The following is a 25,361-nucleotide window of genomic DNA, read 5'->3' as shown; positions in this document are numbered from 1 at the left end:
CGCCGTGAAGAAGACCGAAGCCGAACTGCTCGCCGACCAGTGGGACGTCGAGAACATGGAGGTCGACCCCGAGGTCCTCGCGACGTACGTCCGGTACGACGTGGACGAGGAGCGGTCGGTCGCGACGATCACCTTCGACCGCCCCGACCGGCTCAACGCCATCCCCGTCGCCGCCTTCGAGCGCGTCGGTGACCTGGTCCGTGAGGCGGAGACCGACGACCGGGTGAAGGTCATCGTGTTCAAGGGCGAGGGCGACCACTTCGGCACCGGCGCCGACGCCGCCGAACTCGGCCACTACATCGGCTACAAGACCGGCACCGACAAGGCGTCCCGCCGTCGCCCGGCGCAGCGGCAGCGCATCCTGCCCGACCGCAACGTGCTCAGCTCCGGCTTCACCCGCCCGATCATCGAGTCGTTGAAGGCGACCATCTGCCAGGTGCAGGGTTACTGCTACGGCGGACACTTCCAGATCGCGCTCTCCGCCGACATCGTCATCGCCAGCCCCGACGCCCGGTTCACCCACCCGGCCTTCCGCTACCTCGGCCCGGCCCCGCAGGACATGTACCACTGGATCGAGAAGGTCGGCCTGACGACGATGAAGGACGTCATGCTGACCATGCGGGCCATCGGCGCCGAGGAGGGCGAACGCAAGGGCCTGGTCACCAAGGTCGTCGAGCGCGAGGAACTGTCGCGCTGGGTGGACGACTACGCCGACGCCATCGCCGTGATGCCGCTCGACTCGCTGATGATGGGCAAGTCGATGATGCAGGTGGTGATGGAGGCCCGGGGCAAGGGTCTGGGCGCGATGACCGGGTGGGTCGGCCACGGCTGGGCCACCAACGTCAGCTTCGAGGAAGGCGACTGGAACTTCCTCAAGGAGCGGCGGGAGAAGGGCATCGCGCAGGCGCTGGCCGACCGGGACCGGCTGGTCGCGCCGTACTTCCGGCTCAGCGACTCGCGGGCCCGCGAGAAGTAGGCCGCGATGAAGTTCGGCGTCCTGCTCGACCACCAGTACGCGTACGACGACGACCTGGGTCGACGCCTCGGCGAGACCGTCGAGTACGTCCAGCACGTCCGCGACCTGGGCTACGACTCGGTCTACGGCATCCACCACTACCTGTCGTCGCTGCGGACCCCACAGCCGTTGCCGCTGCTGAGCCGACTGATCGACCACTCCGGCACGATGGAGCTGGGCACCGGGATCCTCATCCTGCCGCTCGGGCACCCGGTGCACTGGGCCGAGGAGATCGCCACCATCGACCAGATGTCCGGCGGTCGGTTCGTCCTGGGCATCGGTGCCGGCTACCGGGAGGTGGAGTTCGCCTCGTTCGGCATCGACCGGCGCACCCGGGTCTCCCGGATGAACGAGGCGCTCGCCGTGATGCAGCGGCTGTGGACCGGCGAGACGGTCCACCACGAGGGCCGACACTTCACCCTCGACGGCGTACGGTGCAGCGTGCTGCCCGTCCAGCAGCCGCACCCGCCGGTCTGGGTCGGCGCCAACGGCCCCACCGGCATCGCCCGGATCGCCCGGCAGGGCCTGCCCTGGCTCGCCCCGTCCAACGTCCGCCGTAACTGGGCCGTCGGCAACCTCGCCGACTACCGGGAGCAGCGCCGCGCGGCCGGCTTCGGCGAGGAGGGGGCGGTCTTCCCGATCCACCGCGACCTCTGCGTGGCCGACTCCTTCGACGACGCGTACGCCCTCGCCGGTGACGCGGTCCGTCGCTCCTACGGCGAGTACGTGCAGTACGGCATGGACTTCTTCGAGTCCCAGTGGGAGGCCATCAAGGAGCGGGCCCTCTTCTTCGGGTCCCCCGACGACATCGCGGCGAAGGTCCAGGACTTCGCCGACGCCGGTTTCAACCACTTCGTCTTCCGCGCGCAGTGGCTCGGCCTGCCCATCGAGGACTCCATCCGGATCGTCGAACGTTTCGCCCGCGAGGTCATGCCGAGGTTCCGCAGATGAAGATCGGACACGTGATCGTCCCCGCCGACGAGCTGGACGCCCAGCTCGACTTCTACACCGGCCTCGGGCTGGCCGTACGCTTCCGCGACGGCGACCGGTACGCGGCGCTCACCGACGGCACGGTGACCGTCGGCCTGGCCGACGCGTCGCAGCAACCCGTCGCCGGTCGTACCCTGCTCAGCATCCAGGTCGACGACCTGGACGCCTGCCTCGCGCAGGCGACGGCCGCCGGTGGCACGGCGGGCGACGTCGTGGTGGGCCCGCACGAGCGACGCGCGGTGGTCGTCGACCCGGGCGGCAACCCGCTCGTCGTCTACCAACGCCTCGCCTGACCGACTACCGTTCGGCCCCGGCCCGGGACGTCGGCCCGGTCGGCGTCGGGGAACCTCGCCGGAGTCCGGGTCAGCCGGGGGCGGTGGCGGCCACCGCCAGCAAGCGGTCGAGTACGGCGAGCTGCTCGTGCTCGCCGGCCTCGTCCAGGATGTCGAGGGCTTCCCGGCAGCGCACCTGCGCGACGTGATGGTTCCCGGTGACCACGAGAGCCTCCGCGAGGACGGCGAGCGCCCGCGCCTGGCGTAACGGATCGGCCAGTTCCTCGCTGACGGCGCGGGCCAGGGTGGCGTCGGCCAGGCAGTTGCGGTGTTGCCCCAGCCGCAGGCGGGCCTCGGCAGCGACGACGAGGGCGTCGCAGCGGATGCCCTCGTCGTTGACCCTGCCGTGTAGACCCAGCGCGACCTGGGCCTGCGTGAGGGCGGACTCCGGGTGACCGGTCTGTACGTGCAGTTCGGCGAGACGTACGTGGTTGAGGCTTCGTCCGCGCAACGAACCGACCCGCTCCCAGAGGGTCAGGGCCTCCTGGAAGAGGCGACGGGACCGGTCGTACTGCTCAAGCTGCCGGTGCGCGTCACCGAGGTGGTAGAGGGTGTACGCCTCGCCGGTCACGTCGCCCACCGCCCGGCACGCGGAGAGTACCTGCTGGAAGACCTCGACGGCGGTCGTGACCCGACCGGTACGGAGATGTACCGAGCCGAGGTTGTGCAGACAGGCCAGCTCGATCTCGGTGAAACCGTGCTCCACCGCGAGGTCCAGCGCCTGGGTGAAGAGGTCACCGGCCTGCTGGTAGCTGTGTCTGGCGAAGTGGACGGCACCGAGGTTGGCCAGGGTGCCGGCCCGGCCGCGCAGGTGCCCGTCGGCGGTTGCGGCATCGAGCGCGACCGTCAGCATGTCCCACATGTCGTCCTGGGGACCGGAGCGGTCGTACACCTCGTGCACCGTGTCGGCGAGCTGCCAGGCATGGCGCGAGAAGCCCTGTGCGGCTGCGGCCCGGACGACTCCGGGCAGATTGCTCCGCTCTGCTTCACACCACCGCAGCGCGTCACCCTCCGTGGTGAATCGGACCGGCGTGACCCCGACGCCCTCGGGCAGGTCCGGCACTGCCGGGCGCTGCGGTTCCAACCACCGAACAGCATCGACGGCGGTCAGCAGATACCAGTCGAGCAGCCGCCGCAGGGTGGCGTCGGGTGCCCCGTCGGGCCGGTCGTCCTGTTCGCTCGCGTATCGGTGCAGCAGGTCGTGCATCCGATACCGACTGACGGAGTCGTGGTTGACGAGATGAGCGCGGGCGAGCCGGTCCAGCGCCCGCTCGGCCACGACGGCGTTCGTCCCGAGAAGCGCCGCTGCGGCCTCCGCCGCGACGGTCGCCCCGGGAAAACGCCCGAGACTTCGGAACAGTCGGGCCGGCAGAGGCGCGAGCGCATTGACCGACCACGCGAAGACGGTACGCAGGGTGAGTTCGTCGCTGTCGTCGCCGTCGAGGTCGAGCAGCCGGTCCGCGAGATCGTCGGCCAGGTCGCCGAGAGGGGCCCGAGGGTGGGCGGCGACACGCTCGCCGATGATCCGCAGTGCGATCGGGAGGCCGCCGGAGAGTCGACCCAACGTGTCCAGGGCGGCGGGGTCGGTAGCGGCGCGTTCGGCTCCGACGATGCGGGTGAGCAGGTGCTGCCGGTCGGCGTGCGGGAGCGGCGTGACAATCAGGCTACGGACTCCGTGTCGGACGCTGAGTCCGCTGAGACGATTTCTACTGATCACGATCGTCAGGCTGGTGTCGGACCGGGGGATGAGCTGTTGTGCCTGGTCCGAGTCGAGCACGTTGTCGAGCACGACGAGCATCCGCCGGCCGCTCATCAGCCGGTGGTACAGCTCGCCCCGTTGCATCGGGTCGACCGGCACCCGGTCGGCGGGTACGCCGAGGCCGACGAGGAAGCGCCGCAGGGCGTCCTCCGGACACATCGGTGGCACCCGGCTGTGCGCCTCGGCGTTCAGATAGAGCTGACCGTCGGGAAACCAGTCCCGCCGATGGTGGCCCCAGCGGGTGGCGAACGCCGTCTTGCCGACCCCCGGCATCCCGGCCAGCGCGATCACGTTCGGGGTGCCCTCGTCGGTGGCGAGAGTGTCCAACTCGGACAGGAGTTCGGTGTGACCGGTGAAGTCCGGTACGTCGTAGGGCAACTGCCGGGGCACTGATGTCGCCCCGTCCCCGGTCGGGGCCGTGCCCTGCCGACCTGCGGGGGCAGGCGGGGAGAACTCGGTGAGGTCCAGTTGCGGATCGGTGCGCATCCTGCGCCGGAAGCGGCGTCGGAAGGCGACGACGAACTGGCGGGCGTCGTGGGTGCGACCGGCGCTGTGCAGAGCGGTGGCCCGCAGCCGGGCGACCGCCTCGTCGTACTGGTTCTCCGTGACCAGGTACTCCGATCGGACCAGCGCCCGGTCGTACTCGCCGACGGCCAGTTCGCTGGACGTGAGTAGTTTCTGCGCGGCCAGCAGATGCTCCTGCATGTCCCGCCGCAGGTGTTCACACCGTGCTCCGCGAAGTTCCGGAAGGGGATCGTGCCGCCACAGCCCGAGCGCGGTGTCGAGCAGCGAGACACACCGGTCGTGCCGGTTCTCCTCGGCAGCGCGCCGGGCCTGCGAGGTGAGGCTGCGGAACCGGTGATAGTCGACGAGTGTCGGCTCGACGTCCAGCCGATAGGCGTTCACCCCGGGAACTCTTTGCAGCGCCTCGGGTAGACCGGCGTCACGTAGAACGCTGCGAAGTCGACTCGCGAGCGGATAGAGCAGGGTGCGACAGGAATCGACATCCCGTTCCGGCCATAGAAGTTCCACGATGGTCTCGACCCGTACTGGATCGCCGGCGTGATAGAGAAGGACGGCGAGCAGGCCACGTTGCTTCGCGGTGCCGAGTGGTGTCGACCGTTCCCCGATCCTGAGTTCTGTGGGCCCCAGAATCGTGAACTCCATGGACCCCACCCCCGCCAGGATTGATCGATCGCCAGCGATTTTTATTCTGTGTCATCTCGACGAATGGGCCAACCCTCCTGCTCAGAGTCCGAAATCGGACAATCCACTGCCCAGCTCCGGATAAGCGGACTGCAAGGTGGTCGGCAATGTGATCGGCAGGTCGGCCGTCGACGCTGGCCTCCTCGAGCCGGGTCCCCGAGGAGGTCGAAATGACGTTGCCGGAATGGTTGTCCACTCCCGTTGGTATCGATTCTGACCATTGGATCACGCGTGCCGGATGCCGGACGGTGCTCGCGGTGGCGCACACGATCGCCAGTTGCCACCGGCTACTCGACGTGATCGATCACATCGAGGGGGACGCCCGGGTGCAGGTGGTCTTCACCGTCGCGCCCGACGTGTTCAACCAGCGGCTGACCCGTCACCTGGAGCGCCTCGGCGCTCTCACGCTGCCCTGGTCGCAGGCGACACGGGAACGATTCGACCTCGGCATCGCCACCTCCTGGGGTGGGCTGCACCAGCTACACACGCCACTGCTCGTCATGGCCCACGGCGCCGGCCGCAGCAAACGGGTGCGGCCCGGAGGGTACGGCGGGCCGTACCTGACCGACACCGCCGTGTACGGGCTCGACCGGCAGCGACTCACCCACAGCGGCCGGGTGTTGCCGACCGCGCTCGCCCTCTCGCACGAACACGAGATGGATGTGCTGCGCCATCAGTGCCCCGAAGCCCTCGGCGTCGCGACCGTCGTCGGCGACCCGTGCGTCGACCGACTGGTCGCCAGCCTCGCGTACCGACCCGTCTACCGGCAGGCCCTCGGTGTCCGCGAACACCAGGAGCTGACCGTGGTCAGCTCGACCTGGGGGCGTGACGGCCTGTTCGGACACTGGCCCGACCTGTTGCCCACGCTGATGACGCAGCTCCCCGCCGACCGTCACCGGGTGGCCGCGCTGTTGCACCCCGCAGTCTGGGACGCCCACGGTCACCGTCAGGTCAGAGCATGGTTGCGGCACTGCCGCGAGGCAGGACTGCTCCTGCTCGACCCGACCCAGGACTGGCGCGCCCTGATCGTCGCCGCCGATCGCGTGATCGGCGACCACGGTTCGGTCACCGCCTACGCTGCCGCCGTCGGACGTCCGATCCTGCTGCTGACCAGCCCGCAGGCGGCACCCGTCACGGGGACACCACAGCACCTGGTCGCCACCGGTGCCGCACACCTCGACCCGGCGCAGGCGTTGCTACCGCAGCTCCGCCGGGCCACCACCCTCGACCAGAGGGCGGTGATGGCGGCCCTGACCGGCCACCCCGGGCAGACCGGCACGCTGCTGCGACGCGCGCTGTATCGCCTGCTCGGTCTTACCGAGCCGGGCCGTCACCGACGGGCGGATCCGGTGCCCGTGCCGCGTCTCGTCGACGGGGAGATCCTGCCGTGACCGATCGCCCCGATCCCGTCATCGTTTCACTCCTGGTGCCCCGACCGTCGTCCCGGCTCGCCCGGCTCGCCGACATCGTGCTCACCACCGCCGGGCCGGACACGCTCACCGCTGTCGGGCAGCGGATGATGAACGCCTATCCGGGAGCGTCCCTCGTCGTCGTACACGCTCCGTCGGGCGAGGTCGAGGTGCACACCCGATCCGGGACGCGACACCGTCTCACCACAGGTGGGCGCCCGCGGCGCCTGCCGATCGCCGCGCTGGCGGCCACCGCCCGGGAACTCCACCATCGGTGGGCCACCGGTGACCTCGTGTCCCGTCACCTGACGGTGCCGAGCCTGCTAGCCGGTGCCACCGAGCCCGTCGAGCCGACCGCGCACCTCCGCACGGCGAGGCGAGCCGACGGAGTCGAAGAAGGCCACCGCCTCGGCCCAGTGCCGCCGTGCGTTCTCGTGGTCACCGCGCCGTTGGGCGACACGCCCGAGCAGGTCCAGTGCCTCCGCCCGCTCGTTGGCGGACCCGAGCTCGGTCATCCGGTGCGCTGCCTCGGTCGCCGCCTGCTCCGCACCGTCGAGGTCACCCAGGCCGAGCTGCGCGTCGGCGCGGCCGAGCAACACCCGAGCGCCGTTGTAGGGATCGACCTCGGCCAGTCCGGAGAAGATCTCCCCGGCCTCCGCGAGCAGGGGCAGGGCGTCGTCCGGCCGACCGGTCCGGGTCAGTGACATGCCGAGATTGAGGCAGGTCAAGCCGGTACTCCGGGGGTTGGCCAGGGCACGGCGGGCGTCGAGGACCCGGGTGAACACCCGCACGGCCTGCTCTGCTCGACCGGTGTCCGCGTACAGGGTGGCCAAGCCCTCCTCGGCGTCGACGGAGCCCTGGACGTCGCCGACCGAGCGGTACCGGTCCACCGCGGCGCGGCCGTACGACTCTGCCGCGCCGTGGTCTCCCCGCCGATTGTGCACCCGACTCAGACGCTTGAGCATGTTCGCCTCGGCCAGCGGGTTGCCCCACGACCGGGCGGCCTGCAGGCCCCGCTCGTCGACTTCCAGGCGATCGGTGTAGTCCTTGACGTAGAGGAACAGCGGCCAGAGAACGTCGCTGAGATGCCAGGCGAGTTCGTGGTGGCCGAGCTGGTACGCGGTGCGCCCGGCGTCCAGCAGGTTGCTGCGTTCGCGCTGCAACCAGCCGAGGGCGTCGGCGCGGTCGGTGAACTCGGGAAGCCACTCCGGCGGTGGCGGACCGGCGTACGGCAGCCGACGACGATAGGGGGTCACCACGAGGTCCGCGCGATGCGCGGCGGCGAGGTAGAACTCCAGCATCGCCCGCTGCACGGTGTCCCGCTGCGTCGGGGTGTCGCACCGTTCCGACACCTCCCGGGCGTACAGCCGCAGCAGATCGTGGAAGCGGAACCGCTCCTCGGCCACCTCTTCCAGCAGGCTCGCCTCGAGCAGTTCGTCGATCAGGTCGGCCACCCGGGCGCGGTCGGTGGTCAGTGCCGCCGCGACGACCAGTTCGAGACCGAACTCCGCTCCCGGATGCCACGCCAGCCCCCGGAACAGAGTGGCCGCCTCCAGGGACAGCGCCTGGTACGAGACCTCGCTCATAGCTCTGATCGACACTCCTTCCACCACCGACAGCCGCGCCAGCCGCTCGGTCTCGTCGGTCAGCTCGGAGACCAGTCGGCGGACGCTCAGCCGAGGTCGGCCGGCCAACCGACCGGCGGCCACCGCCAGCGCGAGCGGCAACCCGGCGCAGATGTGCACCAGTTCCTCGGCCGGGCCGGGCTCCCGAACGATCCGCTGTCGCCCCACCGTCCGCGCCAATAGTTCCACTGCCGCCGTCGTCGGTAGGGGACCCACGTCGAGCAGCCGCGCACCGTCGGGAATCAGACCGGTCAGCCGTCGACGGCTGGTCACCACGACCATTGCGGACTCCGAGGCCGGCACCAGTGGGCGGACCTGAGCCGCGGAGAACGCGTCGTCGAGCACCACCAGGATGGACCGGTGCGCGGTGACCGTCCGGTACAGCGCCGCCTGCTCCGGCAGATCCATCGGGATCCGTTCTGCCGCGACGCCCAGTGCGCGCAGGAAGGCGGCGAGAGCCGCGCCGGGGTCCAACGGCGGCTCACCGCTGAATCCACGGAGGTCGGCGTGCAACTGTCCGTCGGTGAACCTGTTCCGTACGGTGTATGCCCACTGGCGGGCCAAAGCGGACTTCCCGACGCCACCGGAACCACAGATCACGACGACCCTGCCGTCCCCGCAGAGAAGATCGTCCAGTGCCGCTATCTCGGTCGTCCGGTCCGTGAAGTGCCTCGACGGCGCGGGAAGTTGTCGGGGAACCATCCTCGATTCTCCCGTGCCGGCGAAATGGATGCCACCGTGAACGATCCCGGCCTGCACGCTCGGCCCGATAACCGCCCCGGAAAGCTCGTTGGTCGTTCCGCTCGGTGTGCTCTGATCAATTCCGTTGTGTGGGAATTCCAACCGACCATGCCTTTCGCCCACGACATGCGACTCGACGGCTAGAAGACCACGTCCCCCTTGATGTCGCGTGCCTGGACCACTCGCTCCGCCGTCCCGTTGAAATTGTTGACCACATTGTGCCGCGAGCTGTTGTCGATTTGATTCGACAGGCGATGCCAAGCCGCCCGCACGGCCGCGTCGAACGTCGGGTCACGGGACATCTCGCTGGCCAGGAACGAGGCCAGGGCGGCTTGGAGCGATCGGTCGTCCGGGTGCGCCATGGCGGCGGTGAGAGCATCGCCTTCCCGGGTCCCGCTGCAGAAGCGACCGCGGACGAGGCGGACGAGCGTGCCGGTCGCACTGCGCGCTCCGGACACGAGAGCCTCGGCTCCCTTGCTCGCCAGCGTGGTGGTGACGGCCAAGACCAGCTGATCGTCCATCGGCCCCCCGCCGAGTCGCAGATAGATAGGTCTCAGTGCTGTGGCGGCCAGCCTACCGTCCGTGAGCCAGTGGTCGGTGAGCCGTGCACCTGGTGTGGACTCTCGACTATGGCAAATGTTGACACATAAACAACCTTGTCCGACATTGCTTACTTTCTGTTATTTGACTATGTCAATTCGGTAAAGATATCCCATCTGGTGAAACGTCACGTCGCTCGCCATGATCGCTCTGTAGCCTTCGCCCATGGAAATGATCATCCCTACGGCGGTCGCCGCGTTGGCGGATTTTGTCGCCGACCCGCCGAATCTCGTGGCGTCGGTGGCGGCGCTCGGCGAAACTTTGCACGTCATGTGGGTGAAGTGGGTGTCGTAATAACCTATTGTTACTGTCTAACTACTATCTGATGATGTGCCGCCTATTGCTGGGCGGCACATTGTCGTTCGGGGCCTGCTGCGCCGGTCAGCGCACGTGTTGGCCGGCGCACAACCATCCCGGCTCGACGACCTCGGCGTAGACACCGAAGCAGGCCGCCTGGCCCAATCCGACCACGGGGACGCGATAGCCCGGGCCAGCGCGCTCGACACGCCCCGATCAGCGGGTACCTCCGGTTGGGTCAGCCCGGGCACCACACACCGACGAGCACCCGCAGCAACACGTCACCGAGGCGCAGTTCCTGACCCGGCTCGGGATCGCCGGGCGCGTCGAGCAGCAGGTTCGGCCGGAAACGGGCCGCGACCGCGCCGGCTCCACCGGGCCGTGCGCCCAGCGTGGACAGTGCGCCGGTGGTGACCAGGTGGACGGCACCGAAGTCGACGAAGCGTCCGCCCGGCTGCGCCCCGGCGAGCGCCGTGACGGTGTCCTGGCCGGGACCTGTGTCGTCCATCCGCTGCGGCACCAGGCCCGCGTCCTGCGGCAGTGTCCGGTGCAGCCTCGGGTCGGACGGCACCTCCCGGGTCAGTCGCACCGGGGGCCGAGGTGGTGGCCGAGTACCGTCTCCGCCTCGATGGTCCCGGCCCGTACCTCGCGGTCGCCGACGCGCAGCGTCAGCGTCGGATGCTGGCGAGTCCGCTGCTCGCGGCGGCCGGACGGATGTAAGGAGGGGTCCCCTGCTATACACCAGGCGATAGCAGGGGACCCCTCCTTACACCCCCGGCGCCTCGGTAAAGCCTATCTTTTCGGTAGGTTTTAGGAGGTCAGTGAGCTGGGGGCCGTCCGGCGGTAAGGGGATCGAAAGGGCTCCTCGGCATAGTCCTGGTCGCTGCGACAACGCGCGACAAGGGGGAGACATGCGGTTCAAGGTGTTGGGTCCGTTGACCATGATGCCGGGGCGACTGCCCAGCGCGCCGAAGCAACGGCAGTTGCTCGCACTCCTGCTCCTGCACGCCAACACCGTCGTCACCATCGACGACTGTGTCGACGAGCTGTGGGGCGAGCAACCTCCACACAGCGCGCACTCGACACTCCAGACGTACGTGATGAACCTGCGCCGGGTGCTGCGCCTGGAGGCGGAGGCACCGGGCGGCGGTCGCATCGTCACCCGGGAACGCGGCTACGCCCTGCACCTGGAGCCGGGCGAGCTGGACCTGGAGGACTTCCAGCGGGTGGCCGGCGACGGCAGCGAGGCGCTCGCCGCCGGTCGCCACCCGGAGGCGGCCCGGCTGCTGCGCGCCGCGTTGGAGATGTGGCGCGGACCGGCCCTGGTCGACGTGCAGGCCGGCCCGATCCTGCGGGGCCGTCTCGACGGTCTGCGCGAGGTCCACCTCGCGGTGCAGGAGGAGCGGGTGGAGGCCGACCTGCGCATCGGGCGGCACCGCGAGCTGCTGGGCGAGCTGCGCACGCTGGTACGTCGGCACCCCACCCACGAGAACCTCTGCGCCCAACTGGCGCTGGCGTTGTACCGCAGTGGTCGCACCACCGAGGCGCTGGCCGTGCTGCGGCACCTGCGCACCACGCTCGGCGAGCGGTTCGGGCTGGAGCCGTCACGGCGACTGCAACGCCTGGAACGGGCCGTGCTGCGCGCCGAACCGGCGCTGGACCTGCCCGCCGCGTCGTCCGCCGACCGCAGCGTGCACCACCTGCTCGTCAACTGATCCTCGTCACCGTCGCGAAGGAGGCAGCCATGCCGGTCACCGAGCCCGCCCGCACCCGACCGCCCGTCATCGACGCCCGTACGTACGCCGAGATCCTGCAGTTCTACGCCTGGCACTTCCAACTCCTCGACGAGGGACGGGCCGAGGAGTGGGCGGACCAGTTCACCGAGGACGGCGAGTTCGCCCAGAACGTCAAACCCGAACCGCGCCGGGGCCGCTCCGCGATCGCCGCGTCGATGCGCCGGGGGATGGACGGCATCGCCGAGCGCGGACTCGTCCGTCGCCACTGGTACGGCGGCGTGACCGCCGAGCCGGCGGGGGAGGACACGGTACGGACCCGCTACTACGCGACCGTGTTCGAGACCTCGCGCGGCGGTGGTGAGGCGCGGGTGTACCTCAGCACCACCGCCGAGGACGTCCTGGAACGGCGTGGCGACGGCTGGTTCGTCCGTCGTCGCCACGTCGCCCATGACGGGACCTGAGCCGGGGCGGCGGCCCGCACCGGGCCGCCGCCACCAGGCATCCGGGCTAGTAGTCCAGGCCGCCGTCGACGTGCAGCACGTGCCCGTTGACGTACGAGCTGTCCGGCGAGGCGAGGAAGAGCACCGCGCGGGCCACCTCGTCACCGGTCGCGGCCCGGCCCGAGGCCAGCGAGCCCCGCAACCGGCCCCAGAGCCGTTCGTTGGCCAGGATCTGGCGACCCATGCCCTCGTCGACGACGCCGGGGGCGACGGCGTTCACGGTGATGCCGTCGCCACTCAGCTCGGCGGCGAGCACCCGGGTCAGCGTCTCGACCGCCGCCTTCGACACGCTGTACGCGCCGGCTCCCACGACCGGCCGCCGGGCCAGCAACGAGGAGACCGTGACGACCCGCCCGGCGCCGGAGGCCCGCAGCAGCGGCGCGGCGGCCTGTACGCAGTGCAGCACGCCGGTCAGGTTGGTGGCGAGCACCTCGTCCCACTGCGACACCGGCAGGCCGACCAGCGGACCGGGCCGGCTGATCCCGGCGTTGGCGACCAGGATGTCCAGCCCGCCGTACCGGTCCTGCACGCCGGAGACCAGCGCGTCGACCGAGGCGCGGTCGGCGACGTCGACCGGGAACCGGTCACCGCTCGCCGGTGCGCCGCGCGACGCGGACACCACGGTGGCCCCGGCGTCGGTGAGCGTACGTGCGATGACCCTGCCCAGGCCGGCGGTGCCGCCGGTGACCACCGCGACTCTTCCCTTGAGGACCATGAGAACTCCCTTCCGCGTCTGCCGGACCACCGGTCCGGCCGTGTCGTGGCCGGTGTCGCGCACCGGCCGTCGCCGCCCACCGCTACACCGACGTGACGAGCGGGCCGCCGTGCAGGTGGACCATGTCCCGGACGACCGGCCGCGACGACAGGTACGCCCCGGGTGCCTCGCCGCGTTCCTCCGCGTACGCCCGATGCAGGTTGGCGACGAGCCGCTCCGCCTCCGGCAGGTGGGCGAACGGATGGCCGGTGGCGCCCCGGGCCGCCGCCAGCGCGGGCAGCCGGTCGGCGACGCCCTGTCGGGCCAGCCCCCGCAACCAGTGCAGGTACGCCTCGGTGGCGTCGAGGACCTCCGGCCCGCTCACCTCACCGTGCCCGGACACCACCACGCGCGGCCGGAGCGCCCGGATCCGTGCCAGCGCGTCCAGCGAACCGGTCACCGACCCCATCAGCACGAAGGGCGTGCGTCCGGAGAAGACGACGTCCCCGGCGAACAGGACCCGCCGTTGCGGCAGCCACACCACCACGTCGTTGGTGGTGTGCGCGGGACCCAGGTGCATCAGCTCGACGCGTACCCCGCCCGGGTCCAGCGTGAGCTGCTCGCGCAGCGTGACGCCGGGCAGCCGCAGCCGGATCCCGGACCAGTCCACGTCGGGCCACAGCTCGCGCATGGCCAGCCCGGTCCGCGCCATCTCGGCGCGTGCCTGCTCGTGCGCCACGATCTCGGCGTCGGCCGGGAAGACGCAGTTGCCGAAGACGTGGTCACCGTGGTGGTGGGTGTTCACCACCACCTGCGCACGGCCCGGCGCGACCCGGCGTACCTGCGCGAGCAACGCCTCGGCCCGGTCCCGGGTGGCGGCGGTGTCCACCACCACGACGCGGTCGGTGCCGACGACGATGCCCGCGTTGCCGATACACCAGCCGCCCGGCCGCTGGACGTACGCGTACACGTCCGGTGCCACCGGCACCAGCGTGGCCTCTGGCCTGGCCGTCATCTCACCTCCGGTTCCACGGCGGGGTCACCGCCTCCAGTGAGCCCAACCGGGCTCGGTTCCGGCTGGAGCCGCCGTCTCGACCGGGAGGTCCGGCGATGACCATCGACGTCCTGGGTGGCCTGCGGGTCGGTGGCCCCGGCGGGGACGCCGGCCCCACCGCGCCCAAGCAACGTCAGTTGCTCGGTCTGCTGGTGCTGCGGGCCGACGAGGTGGTGCCGGCCGCCACCTGCATGCGGGAGCTGTGGCACGACCATCCGCCGCGCAGCGCGGCGACCACCCTCCAGACGTACGTCATGCACCTGCGCCGGGTCCTGGTTGACGCGGACGTGCCGGCGCGGGTGGTCACCTGTGAGCGCGGCTACCGGCTGCGGGTCGACCCGCTCGACACCGACCTCGGTGTGGTCCGCGCGCGGGTGCGGGAGGGCGAGGAACGGGCCGCGGCCGGCGACCCGACCCGGGCCGCCCGGTCGTGGCGGCAGGCGCTCGCGCTGTGGCGCGGCGCGGTGCTGGCCGACGTCCGCACCGGCCCCGTCGCCCAGCAGATCGCCGGTCACCTCGACCAGTGGCGGCTGTTGCTGGTCGAGCGGTACCTGGAGGCGGAGCTGCGCTGCGGCCGACACCGGCAGGTGGTGCCCACGGCCACCGCCCTGGCCGGCCGCCATCCGCTCAGCGAGCCGATCCACGCGAGCCTGATCACCGCGTTGCACCGCAGCGGTCGGCAGGCCGACGCGATTCGGGTCTACGAACGACTCGCCGCCGCGCTTGGCCGCGACCTCGGTGTCCCACCCTCGGAGCCGCTGCGGCGACTCCACCAGGCCGTCCGCACCGGCGCGGCATGGCTCGAACCGCCGCCGCCCGCCGCGCCGGTGCTCAGCCTGGACGCGCTCGCCGCGCTCGACGCCGGGCGGCGGCCCTTCCTCGTTCCCACGCCACCCGCTGGCACATCCTGATCGGAGGCGGCCCCGTGCCGATACCCGTGCAGCGTGACCCCGAACTGACCCGTACCCGGCTCGCGCAGTGGCTGCGGGACACCCTGCCCGCCCGCGACGTGGTGGTGGGGCCGGTGACCGTGCCACCCACCGCCGGCTTCTCCGCCGAGATCCTGCTCTGCGACGCCAGGTGGCGTGAGCACGGCCGGGAGCGCACCGTGCCGCTCGCGGTACGGGTCGCACCGACCGGGCATCGCATCTTCCCCGACCTGCGGTGGCGGGAACAGGTCGCCGTGCAGGTGGCGCTCGCCGACACGGCCGTGCCGGTGGCGCCGGTGCTCGGCCACGAACCCGACCCGCAGCCGCTGGGCGCGCCGTTCGTGGTGATGGCCCGCGTCGTCGGCGACGTGCCGGCGGACCTGCCGTCGTACCACCGGCAGGGCTGGCTCGCCGACGCGACGCCCGCGCGGCAGCGGGCGGTGTGGTGGCGGGCGCTCGCCGCGATGAGCCGCCTGCACCGCCTCGACCCGGCGACCCTGCCGGTCACCGCCGCACCCACCGGTGACCTGGAGTTCTACGCCGGACACCTGGACCACTTCGGTGCCGACGGCAACCCGGCCGTCGCGGCGGCGTTGGCGTGGCTGCGCGCCCACCGGCCACCGGCACCGACCGCGCCCGCACCGCTGTGGGGCGACGCCCGACTGGGCAACATCGTGTTCGCCGGGGACCGGCCCGCCGCCCTGCTCGACTGGGAGATGGCCGACGTCGGCCGCCCCGAGAGCGACCTGGCCTGGTTCCTGCACATGGACCGCTTCCTGAGCGCCGGCATCGGCGCCGCGCGCCTGCCCGGCCTGCCGACCCGCGCCGAGACGGTGGCGTACTACGCCCGGCTGCTCGGCCGCCCGCTGGAACACCTGGCGTACCACGAGGTCGATGCGGCGTTCCGGTTCTGCGTCGTCACCGCCCGGGTGGTGCGGCTGCTGGAGGCAGGCGGCGTCGTGCCGCCGGGGTCGGACTTCCCGCTGCACCGCAACGCGACCGCCCTGCTGCGCCGTCGCCTCGCGGAGGCCGGTGTCGATCTCTCCAGCGCCGGTGTACCTGGCCTCTAGCGAGGACCGCCAGTGTCGGCGGAGCGCGGGCCGGCCGCGCAGCACGGCGGGTGGGAGGGGTACGCATGGCGGTCGACGCGTCCACGTTCCGGGCGCTGTTCGGCACGGTACCCGGCGTCGTGGCGGTGGTGACCACCCTGGACGGCGACGAACCGGCCGGACTGACCACCAGCGCGGTGTGCGAGGTGTCGCTGGACCCGCCGCTGCTGCTGGTCTGCCTGGACGAACGGTCCCGCACCCTGCCCCGGATCCTGCGCAGCGGCGCCTTCACGGTCAACTACCTCGCCGGGCACCGGCGCGATCTCGCCGCCCGCTTCGCCGGCAGCGGCGTGGACAAGTTCACCGACGTGCCCTGGACGGGTTCGCCGGGGGCCCGGGGCGCACCACGGCTCGACGACGCGTCCGCCGCCCACGCCGAGTGCACGGTGCGGCACGCGGTGCCGCTCGGCGACCACACCGTGGTCGTCGGCCTGGTCGAGGCGGTCACGGTGACCGGGCACGCCCCACTGCTGTACCGGCGCGGGACGTACCGCGCCTGGTCCGACGCCGCCACGGTCGCACCGGTCGTGGCCCGTCCGAACCCGAGGGAGCTGGCATGAAGTTCGGCATCAACCTGTTCCCGACCGTCGGCCCGCAGGACAAACCGGCCGGGCAGTACTTCTCCGAGAGCCTGCGGCTGGCGGAGCTGGCCGACGAGTTGGGCTTCCACCACGTCAAGACCGTCGAGCACTACTTCTCCCCGTACGGCGGCTACAGCCCGGACCCGGTCACCTTCCTCGCCGCCGCGGCCGCCCGGACCCAGCGCATACGCCTGGTCACCGGCGCGGTGCTGCCCGCCTTCACCCACCCGGTCAAGCTCGCCGGCAAGCTCGCGATGCTCGACGGCATCTCCGGTGGTCGGCTCGACGTCGGCTTCGGCCGGGCGTTCCTGCCCGACGAGTTCCACGCGTTCGGGATACCGCTGGACGAGAGCCGGGCCCGCTTCGACGAGGGGGTGGCCGCCTGCACGCTGCTGTGGACCACCGAGAACGCGGTGTGGGAGGGCAGTTTCCACCGGTTCGGCCCGGTCACCCTGCTGCCCCGGCCGGTGCAACAGCCGCACCCCCGGATCCTGGTGGCCACCGCCAAGTCACCGGAGTCGGCCGAGGCCGCCGGCCGCAACGGCCACGGCGTGATGCTGGTGCCCTCGATCAACTCGCGGGAGCAGGTGCAGGACGTGCTGGCGCTGTACCGCAAGGCCGCGGTGGCGAACGGCTTCACCCCGACCGACGAGGACGTCCACATGAGCTACAACGCGTTCCTGGCCGAGGATCCCGACGAGGCGCGCAGGCTCGGGCGCGGCTACTCCGAGCAGTCCCACCGGACGCTCGCCGACGCGGTGTCGGCCTGGGCGCACACCCGCAGCACCGACTACCCGGGTTACGAGAAGATCGTGGAGCGGGTCGGCAAGGGCGACTTCGACCGGCAGGTCGCCGCCGGCAAGGCCCTCGTCGGCTCACCGGAGCAGGTGATCGCGGCGGTGGAGAACATCCGCGAGTGGTTCGGCGACGTGACGCTGAGCCTCCAGGTGGTGTCCGGCAACGTCCCGTACGAGCAGGCCGCCCGCTCCCTGCGGTTGTTCGCCTCGCACGTGCTGCCCCGGTTCTGACGGCACCGGTGACCACCCGCACGGTCGTACCGACCGACACCTACCTCACCGCCCCGCCCGCCCCACCGGCGTACCGGCGCAGCCGCCGGGTGGCCGCACTGGCCGGCCTGGTGGTGCTGCTGCTCGTGTTGCAGAACCTGGCGCGCAATCCCGCACTCCAGTGGGACGTGGTGGCGCAGTACCTCACCGCCGACGTCATCCTCGACGGGCTCCGGATCACTCTCCTGCTCACCGCGATCGCCCTGGTCGGCGGCTTCGCCCTGGGTACGCTGCTGGCGGTCATGCGGCTCTCCGGCAGCCTGCTGCTGCAGTCGGTGAGTTGGGGGTACACCTGGCTGTTCCGGTCCGTGCCGATCCTGGTGCAGCTCCTGTTCTGGTACAACATCTCGCTGCTCTACCCCCGCATCACCGTCGAGGTGCCGTTCGGTCCGACCCTGCTGGACGTGCAGACCCGAGGTCTGATCAACGGCTTCCTCGCCGCGGTCATCGGGCTGACGCTGCACGAGGCGGCGCACGCCAGCGAGATCGTGCGCGCCGGCCTGCTGTCGGTGGACAAGTCGCAGACCGAGGCGGCCCAGGCGCTGGGGCTGTCGCGGACCCGGACGTTGTGGCGCATCGTGCTGCCACCGGCGATGCGCGCCATCGTGCCGCCCTCGGCGAACCAGGCCGCCGCGCTGCTCAAGGGCACCTCGGTGGTGAGCGTGATCGCCGGACAGGATCTGCTCTTCTCGGTCCAACTGATCTACAACCGCAACTACCTGGTGATCCCGCTGCTGCTGGTGGCGACGCTGTGGTATCTGCTGTTCACCACCATCCTTAGCGGACTCCAGTACCTCCTCGAACGCTACTTCGGACGCGGCAGCGGCCGGAACGGCCTGCCCCTGCGCGCCCGCCTGCGGGCCCTCGCCGAGGGAGCGGAACGGTGAGCACCACGATGCACGACGACGACCCGCTCCGGCCGATGGTGCAGCTCGTCGGCGTCCGCAAGGCGTTCGGCGCCACCACCGTGCTCGACGGGGTGGACCTCACCGTCGACCGGGGGACCGTCACCTGCGTCGTCGGCCCGTCCGGCTCGGGCAAGAGCACCCTGCTGCGCTGCGTCAACCGTCTGGAACGCGCCGACGCCGGCATGGTCCTGGTCGACGGCCGACCGGTCGGCCAGGTGCTGCGGCGCGGCCGACTGGTCGAGGCGTCGCCACGGCTGCTGGCCCGGCACCGCACCGAGGTCGGGATGGTGTTCCAGGCGCTGAACCTGTTCCCGCACCTGACCGTCGTCCAGAACCTCGTGGAGGCACCCATCGCGGTGCAGCGGCTGCCCCGCGACGCGGCCCTCGCCCGCGCCCGCGAGCTGCTGGACCGGGTCGGCCTGGCGCACAAGGAACGCTCCTACCCGCGCGAGCTGTCCGGCGGCGAGCAGCAGCGCGTCGCCATCGCCCGCGCCCTGGCGCTGCGTCCCAAGGTGATGCTCTTCGACGAGCCGACCAGCGCGCTGGATCCGGAACTCATCGGCGAGGTGCTCTCGGTGGTCCGCGACCTCGCGTCGGGCGGCATGACGATGCTGATCGTCACCCACGAGCTGCGCTTCGCCGCCGAGGTCGCCGACGAGATCGTCTTCATGGACCGCGGTCGCATCGTCGAGCAGGGGCCACCCGCCACGATGCTCGACCGCCCTCGCGAGGAGCGCACCGCGCGGTTCTTCGCCACCATCCTCAACCGTTGAAGGAGACAATGTGTATTCGTCGCGTCACACCCGCTGGATGGTCGCCGTGACGGCGACCGCCGTGCTCGGCCTGCTGACCGGATGCGTCCACGCCGCGCCGGCCCCCACCGGTGGGGAGGCGCCCGCCGACCTCGGCGCCCAGGACGTGGTGTCGCAGGTGCAGGCCGCACCGGACATCGCGGCGCTGCTGCCGGCCGAGATCCGCGAGCGCGGTCGGTTGACCGTCGGCTCGGCGGTGGGTACCCCGCCGATCGCCTTCCACCCTCAGGACGGTGGCCCGCCGCGCGGCGTCGACATCGACATCGCCGACGCCGCCGCCCGGGTCCTCGGCCTGACCGTCAGCCGCGAGCAGGTCAGCGGCGCGTCGCTGCTGACCGGGCTGACCGCCGGCCGGTTCGACGTCGGCACCGCCAACTTCGCGGTCACCGAGGAACGCAAGAAGGTGCTGGACTTCACCGTCTACCTCACCGACGGCACCGGTTTCATGGTCCGCGACGACAGCTCGTTGCGCGAGGTCACCGACGTGTCGCAGCTCTGCGGGCTGACCATCGGCACCGGCGTGGGCAGCACCTTCGAGCAGGACCTGCGCCAGCGGGAGCGGGTGTGCGTCGACGCCGGCAAGCCGTACAAGATCAGCACCTACAGCGACGCCGCTGCGCACTTCCTGGCCCTGCGGGAGGGACACGTCGACATCCTGGTCAGCACCTCCAGCGTGCTGCGCTACGCCGCGAGCCAGCAGCCCGGGCTGCGCTTCGTCGGCGAACTCGGCCGCCGTGACGTCGGCCTGGCCACCAGCAAGGGCGCCGGTCTCGCCGAACCGCTGCGGGCCGCGGTGGACCGGCTGATCGCCGACGGTACGTACCGCCGGATCCTGACCAAGTGGCACCTGGAGGCCAGCGGGGTCGAACGGTCCACGGTGAACCCGGCGGCGGCCTGAGGCGTAGCGCCGCTCACCCCGCCCACCCGGGCACCTCGTCGATCTCCAGCACCGCACAGGTCCACGTGTATCCCGCTCCGACCCCGGCGAGCAGCACCCGCTCGCCGGGGCGCAGCGTTCCACTCTCCACCAGGTGCGCGAGCCCGCTGAACTGGTCGCCGGCCCCCAGGTGCCCGACCGTGCTGGCCCAGGCCCAGGTGGTGACGGCCCGATCCAACTGCCACGGTCGCAGGTACGAGGAGGTGAGCCGCCGCAACCCGAAGTGCGGCAACACGAACCGGTCCACGTCGGCGAAGGTCAGCCCCGCCTCGGCGAGCGCCCGGTCCACCGCCTCCGACTGGCCGGCCACCACCCGACTGATGCTGTACGACACCCCGGTCCGGGCGACGAACGCCTTCTTGACCGCGTCCAGGTCCACCGGCTGCCGCTGGGCCAGCGGCGCCGCGCCGAACGGGTCGTCGCCCCGGTGTAGACCCTCCAGGTCCGACTCGGAGACCGTCACCAGACTCAGCAGGCGCGCGAACCCGGCGTGTCGGGAGAGCACCAGCGCCGTACCGGCGTCGCCGTAGACCGTGCCGGGATCGCTGTTCCACCTGTCGAAGCCCGGTGGGCAGAAGCGGTCCCCGGTGGTGAGCAGCGCCGCAGCCCGTCGCGGCGCGGCGGTGAGGTACGCCGCCGCGAGATCGAGGGCGGCGAGTCCACCGTTGGAGAGCTGCCGCACCTCCAGCGCCGGACAGCGGTTGCCGAGCACCATCCGCTGGATGTACGACGCCGGCGCCCACACGTCGTGTCCCTGGTGATAGACGGTGGCGTGCAGCAGCAGCGCCACCTCGTCCGGGGTGTGCCCGGAGCGTTTGACGGCCAGCTCGGCGGCGCGTACCGCCAGCTCCGGCCCGGACTCATCGCTCGACACGCTCACCGCGTCGAGGCCGGTCTGCGTCGCGAGCCGCTGACCGCACCGGCCGTCGGCTACCGCGTCGCGCACCCGCGTCCGCCCCGGCACGTACGCGGCCACGCCGGCCACCCGAACACCGTCGAATCGCATCTGTCTGCCGCTCCCTCGGATCGCCGGATTCGCGACGGGCTCCGGGCGTCCACCGCCGCCGGAACGTCGCTCGTGGCGTCGGTCCGGCGGCGGATCGCCGGCCGGTCGTGGGGCGGGCGATGGCGCGGAGCGCCGGGGTTCGCCTCGGCACCGCCGTCGCGTACCGCCACGGTCGCGCGCCGTGCTCGGCCGGGACTCGAGAACCCGTCGAGCGGGTACGGCTTCAGTCGCCCTCAAGGGGCAGGTGCGACGGTCGGGGCATGTCTGCACCCACGACCCGACGCGTGGCCCTGCTCTTCCCCGGGCAGGGCGCCCAACGATCCGGCATGGCGGTGGGCCTCTACCACGGACACCCGGGCTTCCGCCGCCACGTCGACGAGGTGTTCGCGCTCTGGGGCCCGGAGGGTGACGCGATCCGCGCCGACTGGCTCGCCGCGCGCCCGGCCGTACCCCTGGACGACCTGCGCCGCGCGCAGCCGCTGTTGTTCGCGATCGGCTGGGGGCTCGGGCGGACACTGCTCGACGACGGCCCGGAGCCGGTGGCCCTGCTCGGCCACAGCGTCGGCGAGGTGGTGGCGGCGACCCTCGCCGACGTGCTGAGCCTGTCCGACGCGGTACGCGTGCTCCGCGACCGGCTCGGGCACCTCGCCGACGCCCCGCCCGGCGGCATGCTCGCCGTGGCGGCCACCCCCGAGCAGGTGCGGCCGTACCTCGGTGACGGGGTGGTCGTCGGCGCGGTCAACGGGCCGGGACAACTGCTGCTCGCCGGCCCGGAGGCACCCCTGACCGATGTCGAGCAGCGGCTGCGCGCCGCCGCCGTGACCTGCCGTCGGGCCCGGTCGACCACCGCGTTCCACAGCCCCGCACTGGCCGTCGCCGCCGCGCGTGCCGAGCCACTGCTGCGCACCCTGCCGCTGCGTCCGCCGCGCCTGTCGCTGTTCTCCTGCTACACCGGCCGCCGGATGACCGCCGAGGTGGCCACCGACCCGGCCTACTGGGCCGCCCAACCGGCCGCACCGGTCCGGTTCGGCGCGGCGCTGGACGCCCTGCTGGCCACGGAGCCGCAGGTGCTCGTGGAGGCCGGTGCGCCGCACGGACTGACCGCGCTGGCCCGTCGGCACCCGGCGGTGCGGCAGGGCCGCTGCACGGCGCTGGCGGTGCTCCCGACGCACGCCGGCAGCCGCGACGCGGACCTGGTCGCCGTCGCCACGGCCCGGACCGCCGTGGACGGCGTCCGTTTCCAGGAGGGCTCGACCGTCGCTTGAGCACCCGCTGCGACCGTCGGACCATGAGCCGTCGCGTGGTCGTCACCGGACTCGGGGCCGTCGCCCCGGGTGGTAGCAACGTCAAGCAGTTCTGGGACCTGCTCTCCTCAGGCCGCACCGCAACCCGGGGCATCACCGCCTTCGACCCGTCGCCCTACCGCTCCCGGATCGCCGCCGAGTGCGACTTCGACCCGGTCGAGGCCGGGCTCAGTCCACAGGAGGCCCGGCGGATGGACCGGGCCACCCAGTTCGCCGTGGTCGCCGCCCGGGAGGCGGTCGCGGACAGCGGCCTCGACCTGCCGGGCGAGGAGGGGCACCGGGTCGCGGTGTCGCTGGGCTGCGCGGTCGGCTGCACCACCAGCATGGAGCGGGAGTACGTCGTGCTCAGCGACGGCGGCCGGTCCTGGCTGGTCGACCCGACGTACGCGGTACCGCAGCTCTACGACTGGTTCGTGCCCAGCGCGGTGGCCGCGGAGGTGGCACACGTCGTCGGCGCGCAGGGCCCGGTCGCCCTGGTCTCCGACGGCTGCACCTCCGGCCTCGACGCGGTCGGGCACGGCGCCGAACTGATCCGCGAGGGCAGCGCCGACGTGGTGGTCACCGGCGGTACCGACGCGCCGATCTCACCGATCACCCTGGCCTGCTTCGACGCGATCAAGGCCACCAGCCCGCGCAACGACGATCCGGAGCACGCGTCGCGCCCCTTCGACTCGACCCGCAACGGCCTGGTGCTCGGCGAAGGGGCCGGGGTGCTGGTCCTGGAGGAACTGGAGCACGCCCGCCGCCGAGGCGCCCCGGTGTACGCCGAGGTCGCCGGCTTCGGCAGCCGCTGCAACGGCTACCACATGACCGGGCTGCGCGCCGACGGCGTGGAGATGGCCGAGGCGATCCGGGTGGCGCTGGCCGAGGCGCACCTGGCACCCGAGCAGGTCGACTACGTCAACGCCCACGGGTCCAGCACCAAGCAGAACGACCGGCACGAGACGGCGGCCTTCAAACGCAGCCTCGGCGAGCACGCCTACCGCGTGCCGGTCAGCTCGATCAAGTCCATGATCGGGCACTCGCTCGGCGCGATCGGTGCGCTGGAGCTGGTGGCCTGCGCCCTGGCGATGGAGCACCACCTGGTGCCGCCCACGGCCAACCTGCACGTACCCGACCCCGAGTGCGACCTCGACTACGTGCCGAACGTCGCCCGCGAACACCGCACCGACACGGTGTTGAGCGTCGGCAGTGGATTCGGCGGCTTCCAGAGCGCGGTGGTGCTGGCCCGGCCCGATCGGCGGGCGGCGTGAGCGCCCCGGTCGTGACCGGACTCGGCGTGGCCGCGCCCACCGGTCTCGACGTGGAGGCGTACTGGCAGGCCACCGTGCAGGGGCGCAGCGGCATCCGGTCGATCACCCGCTTCGACGCCACCGGCTACCCGCTGCGGGTCGCCGGTGAGGTGCCCGACTTCGTCGCCGAGGAGCACCTGCCGGGACGGCTGCTACCCCAGACCGACCGGATGACCCGACTCAGCCTGTACGCGGCCGAGCAGGCCCTGAGCGACGCCGGGGTGCCGGCGGTCGAGGGCGTCCGGTACGACGTCGGCGTGGCCACCGCCTCCTCGATGGGCGGCTTCGAGTTCGGGCAGCGGGAACTGGAGAACCTCTGGAGCAAGGGCGGCAGCCACGTCAGCGCCTACCAGTCCTTCGCCTGGTTCTACGCGGTCAACTCGGGACAGATCTCGATCCGGCACAACCTGCGCGGCCCGGGAGCCGCCCTGGTGACCGACCACGCGGGCGGGCTCGACGCGATCGGGCACGCGCGACGGCAGATCCGTCGGGGCACTCCGGTGGTGCTCACCGGCGGCGTCGACGGCGCACTATGCCCGCTCGGCCTCGCCGGCTGGCTCAGCACCGGCGGGTTCAGCAGCCGTACCGACCCGCGACGGGCGTACCTGCCGTTCGACTCGGACGCCGACGGTGCCGTGCCCGGCGAGGGGGGCGCACACCTGGTGCTGGAGGACGCGGACTCCGCGCGGGCCCGGGGTGCCCGGGTCTACGGCGAACTGGCCGGCTACGTCGCGACGTTCGACCCGGCCGGTGTGCCCGCGACCGGGCTGCGCCGCGCGATCACCGGCGCGTTGCGCGACGCCGGCATCACCCCCGACGACGTGGACCTGGTCTTCGCCGACGGCGCCGGGGACCGCGCGGCCGACCGGACCGAGGCGACCGACCTGGCGGAGGTGTTCGGGCCACGGCGGGTGCCGGTCACCGCGCCCAAGAGCACGGTCGGCCGGCTCCAGGCCGGCGCCGCCGCTCTGGACCTCGCCACCGCGCTGCTCGCCATCCGCGACGGCGTCGCGCCGCACACCGTCGGCGTCGACGCCCCCGCTCCCGACTGCCCGATCGACCTGGTCACCGGCGAGCCCCGGTCGCTGCCACTGCACCACGTGCTGGTGGTGGCCCGGGGCCGGGGCGGCTTCAACGCCGCCGCCGTGCTCCGCCGCGTCGCCTCGTGATCCGGACCGACCCGACCCGAAAGGACGATCATGACCGCCGACCAGCCGCTCCACCTCGACGATCTGCGCCGCATCCTGCGCGCGTCGGCCGGCGAGGACGATTCCGTCGACCTGGACCGCGAGATCCTGGACACCCCCTTCGTCGACCTGGGTTTCGACTCGCTCGCCCTGCTGGAGACCGTCTCCCGGATCTCCCGCGAGTACGCCGTGACGCTGCCGGACGAGGTGGTCGAGAGCTGCGACACGCCACGATCGCTGCTGGACTACGTCAACCGGGTCTGAGCAGCGT

At 71.9% G+C, this 25,361-nt stretch carries 25 protein-coding genes; 18 read left to right on the top strand and 7 right to left on the bottom strand.

Annotation, left to right across the window (positions count from 1 at the left end; translation table 11 throughout):
* The first annotated feature begins 4 nt into the window (after nucleotides 1-4).
* Genes ACQVFL_RS17475 through ACQVFL_RS17465 form a run of 3 tightly spaced genes read left to right on the top strand, consistent with a single transcriptional unit; the run spans nucleotide 5 to nucleotide 2,298 of the window.
* Nucleotides 5-976, top strand: coding sequence for an enoyl-CoA hydratase/isomerase family protein (locus ACQVFL_RS17475; RefSeq protein ID WP_350697081.1), 972 nt, complete (start codon nucleotides 5-7; stop codon nucleotides 974-976).
* Nucleotides 977-982: 6 nt separating this feature from the next.
* On the top strand, nucleotides 983-1,966 hold the full coding sequence (locus ACQVFL_RS17470) for an LLM class flavin-dependent oxidoreductase (protein ID WP_396699411.1): 984 nt from the start codon (nucleotides 983-985) through the stop codon (nucleotides 1,964-1,966).
* Complete coding sequence (locus tag ACQVFL_RS17465; protein ID WP_396699409.1) at nucleotides 1,963-2,298, top strand: VOC family protein; 336 nt, start codon at nucleotides 1,963-1,965, stop codon at nucleotides 2,296-2,298. The genes ACQVFL_RS17470 and ACQVFL_RS17465 overlap by 4 nt, the downstream gene beginning before the upstream one ends.
* 70 nt (nucleotides 2,299-2,368) lie before the next feature.
* Here the strand turns inward: ACQVFL_RS17465 and ACQVFL_RS17460 are convergent, their stop codons facing one another.
* A complete protein-coding gene (locus tag ACQVFL_RS17460; protein ID WP_396699407.1) occupies nucleotides 2,369-5,263 on the bottom strand; it encodes an AfsR/SARP family transcriptional regulator in 2,895 nt (964 codons plus the stop codon).
* Between the two features lie 296 nt (nucleotides 5,264-5,559).
* Here ACQVFL_RS17460 and ACQVFL_RS17455 point away from each other — a divergent pair, with 296 nt between their 5' ends.
* Entirely contained in the window at nucleotides 5,560-6,693 is a 1,134-nt protein-coding gene (locus ACQVFL_RS17455; protein ID WP_431727024.1) for a hypothetical protein, read from the top strand.
* A gap of 341 nt (nucleotides 6,694-7,034) precedes the next feature.
* Here the strand turns inward: ACQVFL_RS17455 and ACQVFL_RS17450 are convergent, their stop codons facing one another.
* Nucleotides 7,035-8,849 carry a tetratricopeptide repeat protein gene (locus ACQVFL_RS17450; RefSeq protein WP_431727023.1) on the bottom strand — a complete coding sequence of 605 codons (1,815 nt, stop codon included), beginning with the start codon at nucleotides 8,847-8,849 and terminating at the stop codon, nucleotides 7,035-7,037.
* Nucleotides 8,850-9,217: 368 nt separating this feature from the next.
* Nucleotides 9,218-9,598: a hypothetical protein gene (locus ACQVFL_RS17445; protein WP_431727022.1), complete on the bottom strand. Its 381-nt coding sequence runs from the start codon at nucleotides 9,596-9,598 to the stop codon at nucleotides 9,218-9,220.
* Nucleotides 9,599-9,842: 244 nt separating this feature from the next.
* Here ACQVFL_RS17445 and ACQVFL_RS17440 point away from each other — a divergent pair, with 244 nt between their 5' ends.
* Entirely contained in the window at nucleotides 9,843-9,971 is a 129-nt protein-coding gene (locus ACQVFL_RS17440; protein WP_396699399.1) for a hypothetical protein, read from the top strand.
* A gap of 241 nt (nucleotides 9,972-10,212) precedes the next feature.
* On the opposite strand, the gene ACQVFL_RS17435 is transcribed toward ACQVFL_RS17440, so the two are convergent.
* Entirely contained in the window at nucleotides 10,213-10,563 is a 351-nt protein-coding gene (locus tag ACQVFL_RS17435) for a hypothetical protein (RefSeq protein WP_431727021.1), read from the bottom strand.
* Nucleotides 10,564-10,885: 322 nt separating this feature from the next.
* On the opposite strand from ACQVFL_RS17435, the gene ACQVFL_RS17430 reads away from it, so the two are divergent.
* Together ACQVFL_RS17430 and ACQVFL_RS17425 are read left to right on the top strand one after the other, a co-directional pair.
* Nucleotides 10,886-11,689: an AfsR/SARP family transcriptional regulator gene (locus ACQVFL_RS17430; protein ID WP_431727020.1), complete on the top strand. Its 804-nt coding sequence runs from the start codon at nucleotides 10,886-10,888 to the stop codon at nucleotides 11,687-11,689.
* Between the two features lie 29 nt (nucleotides 11,690-11,718).
* Nucleotides 11,719-12,171, top strand: coding sequence for a nuclear transport factor 2 family protein (locus ACQVFL_RS17425; protein ID WP_396699395.1), 453 nt, complete (start codon nucleotides 11,719-11,721; stop codon nucleotides 12,169-12,171).
* A gap of 46 nt (nucleotides 12,172-12,217) precedes the next feature.
* On the opposite strand, the gene ACQVFL_RS17420 is transcribed toward ACQVFL_RS17425, so the two are convergent.
* Together ACQVFL_RS17420 and ACQVFL_RS17415 are read right to left on the bottom strand one after the other, a co-directional pair.
* On the bottom strand, nucleotides 12,218-12,925 hold the full coding sequence (locus ACQVFL_RS17420; protein WP_431727019.1) for an SDR family NAD(P)-dependent oxidoreductase: 708 nt from the start codon (nucleotides 12,923-12,925) through the stop codon (nucleotides 12,218-12,220).
* A gap of 82 nt (nucleotides 12,926-13,007) precedes the next feature.
* Nucleotides 13,008-13,919: an MBL fold metallo-hydrolase gene (locus ACQVFL_RS17415; protein WP_431727018.1), complete on the bottom strand. Its 912-nt coding sequence runs from the start codon at nucleotides 13,917-13,919 to the stop codon at nucleotides 13,008-13,010.
* A 95-nt stretch (nucleotides 13,920-14,014) separates the two neighbouring features.
* On the opposite strand from ACQVFL_RS17415, the gene ACQVFL_RS17410 reads away from it, so the two are divergent.
* From ACQVFL_RS17410 to ACQVFL_RS17380, 7 genes are all read left to right on the top strand, one after another.
* On the top strand, nucleotides 14,015-14,869 hold the full coding sequence (locus ACQVFL_RS17410; protein WP_396699390.1) for an AfsR/SARP family transcriptional regulator: 855 nt from the start codon (nucleotides 14,015-14,017) through the stop codon (nucleotides 14,867-14,869).
* Nucleotides 14,870-14,883: 14 nt separating this feature from the next.
* On the top strand, nucleotides 14,884-15,957 hold the full coding sequence (locus ACQVFL_RS17405; protein WP_431727017.1) for a phosphotransferase family protein: 1,074 nt from the start codon (nucleotides 14,884-14,886) through the stop codon (nucleotides 15,955-15,957).
* Nucleotides 15,958-16,022: 65 nt separating this feature from the next.
* Nucleotides 16,023-16,556, top strand: coding sequence for a flavin reductase family protein (locus ACQVFL_RS17400; protein ID WP_396699386.1), 534 nt, complete (start codon nucleotides 16,023-16,025; stop codon nucleotides 16,554-16,556).
* Nucleotides 16,553-17,605 carry an LLM class flavin-dependent oxidoreductase gene (locus ACQVFL_RS17395; protein ID WP_396699384.1) on the top strand — a complete coding sequence of 351 codons (1,053 nt, stop codon included), beginning with the start codon at nucleotides 16,553-16,555 and terminating at the stop codon, nucleotides 17,603-17,605. The genes ACQVFL_RS17400 and ACQVFL_RS17395 overlap by 4 nt, the downstream gene beginning before the upstream one ends.
* Before the next feature lie 8 nt (nucleotides 17,606-17,613).
* Nucleotides 17,614-18,531 (top strand): amino acid ABC transporter permease, encoded by a 918-nt coding sequence (locus ACQVFL_RS17390; RefSeq protein ID WP_396699382.1) that lies wholly within the window; start codon nucleotides 17,614-17,616, stop codon nucleotides 18,529-18,531.
* Nucleotides 18,532-18,539: 8 nt separating this feature from the next.
* Nucleotides 18,540-19,325 carry an amino acid ABC transporter ATP-binding protein gene (locus tag ACQVFL_RS17385; protein WP_396699459.1) on the top strand — a complete coding sequence of 262 codons (786 nt, stop codon included), beginning with the start codon at nucleotides 18,540-18,542 and terminating at the stop codon, nucleotides 19,323-19,325.
* 10 nt (nucleotides 19,326-19,335) lie between these two features.
* Nucleotides 19,336-20,262: an ABC transporter substrate-binding protein gene (locus ACQVFL_RS17380; protein WP_396699380.1), complete on the top strand. Its 927-nt coding sequence runs from the start codon at nucleotides 19,336-19,338 to the stop codon at nucleotides 20,260-20,262.
* 13 nt (nucleotides 20,263-20,275) lie between these two features.
* Here the strand turns inward: ACQVFL_RS17380 and ACQVFL_RS17375 are convergent, their stop codons facing one another.
* Nucleotides 20,276-21,307, bottom strand: coding sequence for a ketoacyl-ACP synthase III family protein (locus ACQVFL_RS17375; protein WP_431727016.1), 1,032 nt, complete (start codon nucleotides 21,305-21,307; stop codon nucleotides 20,276-20,278).
* A 260-nt stretch (nucleotides 21,308-21,567) separates the two neighbouring features.
* On the opposite strand from ACQVFL_RS17375, the gene ACQVFL_RS17370 reads away from it, so the two are divergent.
* Genes ACQVFL_RS17370 through ACQVFL_RS17355 form a run of 4 tightly spaced genes read left to right on the top strand, consistent with a single transcriptional unit; the run spans nucleotide 21,568 to nucleotide 25,354 of the window.
* The gene (locus tag ACQVFL_RS17370) at nucleotides 21,568-22,572 is read left to right on the top strand and encodes an acyltransferase domain-containing protein (protein WP_431727015.1); all 1,005 of its coding nucleotides are present in this window, start codon (nucleotides 21,568-21,570) and stop codon (nucleotides 22,570-22,572) included.
* Nucleotides 22,573-22,595: 23 nt separating this feature from the next.
* Nucleotides 22,596-23,864, top strand: a complete 1,269-nt coding sequence (locus ACQVFL_RS17365) for a beta-ketoacyl-[acyl-carrier-protein] synthase family protein (RefSeq protein ID WP_396699374.1) — start codon at nucleotides 22,596-22,598, stop codon at nucleotides 23,862-23,864.
* Complete coding sequence (locus ACQVFL_RS17360; protein ID WP_396699372.1) at nucleotides 23,861-25,072, top strand: ketosynthase chain-length factor; 1,212 nt, start codon at nucleotides 23,861-23,863, stop codon at nucleotides 25,070-25,072. The genes ACQVFL_RS17365 and ACQVFL_RS17360 overlap by 4 nt, the downstream gene beginning before the upstream one ends.
* Nucleotides 25,073-25,102: 30 nt before the next feature.
* Complete coding sequence (locus ACQVFL_RS17355) at nucleotides 25,103-25,354, top strand: acyl carrier protein (RefSeq protein ID WP_396699370.1); 252 nt, start codon at nucleotides 25,103-25,105, stop codon at nucleotides 25,352-25,354.
* Nucleotides 25,355-25,361 lie beyond the last annotated feature (7 nt).

This window comes from Verrucosispora sp. TAA-831 (assembly GCF_050780145.1).
Classification (GTDB): domain Bacteria; phylum Actinomycetota; class Actinomycetes; order Mycobacteriales; family Micromonosporaceae; genus Micromonospora.
Note: the sequence above shows the minus strand (reverse complement) of the source record. Positions and strands in the feature narration are given on the sequence as shown.

Coding starts and splice junctions, on each gene's coding strand:
- ACQVFL_RS17430 (WP_431727020.1), top strand. CDS start 10,886: ATGCGGTTCAAGGTGTTGGGTCCGTTGACCATGATGCCGGGGCGACTG.
- ACQVFL_RS17370 (WP_431727015.1), top strand. CDS start 21,568: ATGTCTGCACCCACGACCCGACGCGTGGCCCTGCTCTTCCCCGGGCAG.
- ACQVFL_RS17425 (WP_396699395.1), top strand. CDS start 11,719: ATGCCGGTCACCGAGCCCGCCCGCACCCGACCGCCCGTCATCGACGCC.
- ACQVFL_RS17400 (WP_396699386.1), top strand. CDS start 16,023: ATGGCGGTCGACGCGTCCACGTTCCGGGCGCTGTTCGGCACGGTACCC.
- ACQVFL_RS17375 (WP_431727016.1), bottom strand. CDS start 21,307: ATGCGATTCGACGGTGTTCGGGTGGCCGGCGTGGCCGCGTACGTGCCG.
- ACQVFL_RS17385 (WP_396699459.1), top strand. CDS start 18,540: ATGCACGACGACGACCCGCTCCGGCCGATGGTGCAGCTCGTCGGCGTC.
- ACQVFL_RS17445 (WP_431727022.1), bottom strand. CDS start 9,598: ATGGACGATCAGCTGGTCTTGGCCGTCACCACCACGCTGGCGAGCAAG.
- ACQVFL_RS17365 (WP_396699374.1), top strand. CDS start 22,596: ATGAGCCGTCGCGTGGTCGTCACCGGACTCGGGGCCGTCGCCCCGGGT.
- ACQVFL_RS17470 (WP_396699411.1), top strand. CDS start 983: ATGAAGTTCGGCGTCCTGCTCGACCACCAGTACGCGTACGACGACGAC.
- ACQVFL_RS17465 (WP_396699409.1), top strand. CDS start 1,963: ATGAAGATCGGACACGTGATCGTCCCCGCCGACGAGCTGGACGCCCAG.
- ACQVFL_RS17395 (WP_396699384.1), top strand. CDS start 16,553: ATGAAGTTCGGCATCAACCTGTTCCCGACCGTCGGCCCGCAGGACAAA.
- ACQVFL_RS17420 (WP_431727019.1), bottom strand. CDS start 12,925: ATGGTCCTCAAGGGAAGAGTCGCGGTGGTCACCGGCGGCACCGCCGGC.
- ACQVFL_RS17415 (WP_431727018.1), bottom strand. CDS start 13,919: ATGACGGCCAGGCCAGAGGCCACGCTGGTGCCGGTGGCACCGGACGTG.
- ACQVFL_RS17440 (WP_396699399.1), top strand. CDS start 9,843: ATGGAAATGATCATCCCTACGGCGGTCGCCGCGTTGGCGGATTTTGTC.
- ACQVFL_RS17355 (WP_396699370.1), top strand. CDS start 25,103: ATGACCGCCGACCAGCCGCTCCACCTCGACGATCTGCGCCGCATCCTG.
- ACQVFL_RS17410 (WP_396699390.1), top strand. CDS start 14,015: ATGACCATCGACGTCCTGGGTGGCCTGCGGGTCGGTGGCCCCGGCGGG.
- ACQVFL_RS17460 (WP_396699407.1), bottom strand. CDS start 5,263: ATGGAGTTCACGATTCTGGGGCCCACAGAACTCAGGATCGGGGAACGG.